We start from the raw sequence: 1320 nt of genomic DNA on the forward strand, positions 1-1320 counted from the left end.
TGAAGAGATCGACTATCCCGCTCTGCGGCCGCTTGCCGTCGAACGATACGTCTTTGCTGAATGGAAGATACGCCGGGCCGGCCTCGATTATCATGTCGATATCGATAAGCACTATTACTCCGTGCCCTATCGTTTTGCCCGTGAGCAAGTCGAGGCACGCATCACCGCCAATACCATCGAGATCTTCCATAAGGGCGAGCGCATTGCCGCCCACCGGCGTTCGAGCGGCAATGGCAAGCACACGACAACGCCGGAGCACATGCCATCATCGCATCGCCGCTTTGCCGACTGGACGATCGAACGTATCAGCCGCGAAGCATCGGCAATCGGATCGGACGTTGCATTGCTCTGCGAGCGTATTCTCGCTGATCGGCCGCATCCAGAACAGGGCTACAGAGCCTGCCTGGGCATTATCCGCCTCGTCAAAGCGTTTGAGCGGGAGCGGGTCAACGCGGCCTGCGGCCGGGCTTTGGAAATCGGTGCGCGAACCTATGGCTCGGTGCGCTCCATTCTCGACAATCACCTCGACCGACCGTCGGCGTCATCAGCCGCATCATCATCTGAGCCGATCAATCACTCCAACATCCGCGGCCCCCGCTATTACCACTGAGGAGACGACATATGCTTGCACATCCCACCCTTGATAAATTGAATGCCATGGGCCTGACCGGCATGGCCAAGGCGTTCAACGAACTGATTGCCAACGGTGAGAGCGAACAACTCTCCCATGCCGAATGGCTCGGGCTGCTGCTCGAGCGAGAATGGAGCTCGCGTCACGATCGCAAGCTTGCCGCCCGTCTGCGGTTTGCCAAACTGCGCCACCATGCTGTGCCCGAGGATGTCGACTACCGCAGCGAGCGCGGTCTCGATCGGGCGCTGTTCATGAAGCTGATCGGCGGCGACTGGATCGATGCCCACGACAACCTCGCGATCTGCGGGCCATCTGGTGTCGGGAAAAGCTGGTTGGCCTGTGCTCTCGGGCACAAGGCCTGCCGCGACGATCGCTCGGTTCTCTATCAGCGCGTGCCACGGCTGTTTGCCAATCTCGCTCTTGCCCATGGCGACGGCCGCTATGCTAGGCTGCAGCGAACCCTCGGGCACGTCCAGCTCTTGATCCTCGACGACTGGGGCCTGGAGCCGCTCAATGAGCAGGCGCGCCACGACCTTCTGGAGATCCTCGAGGATCGTTACGGCCGCCGCTCGACAATCATTACCAGTCAGCTTCCGGTATCAGCCTGGCACGAGATCATCGGCAATCCAACCTATGCTGATGCCATCCTTGATCGCCTCGTTCATAACGCCCACCGCATCGACCTATCC

The 1320-nt window shown here is 60.2% G+C and carries 2 protein-coding genes; both read left to right on the forward strand.

Going from position 1 to position 1320, the window contains the following annotated elements; genetic code table 11:
- Positions 1-610 (forward strand): Mu transposase domain-containing protein (locus C934_RS0131485; protein WP_018860471.1); only part of this gene is annotated, 610 nt, incomplete at its 5' end.
- An 11-nt stretch (positions 611-621) separates the two neighbouring features.
- A partial coding sequence (gene istB, locus C934_RS0131490) for an IS21-like element ISRel16 family helper ATPase IstB (protein ID WP_018860472.1) occupies positions 622-1320 on the forward strand: 699 nt, incomplete at its 3' end.

The sequence above is a fragment of the Rhizobium sp. 42MFCr.1 genome (assembly GCF_000377185.1).
GTDB classification, from domain to species: Bacteria; Pseudomonadota; Alphaproteobacteria; order Rhizobiales; family Rhizobiaceae; genus Rhizobium; species Rhizobium altiplani.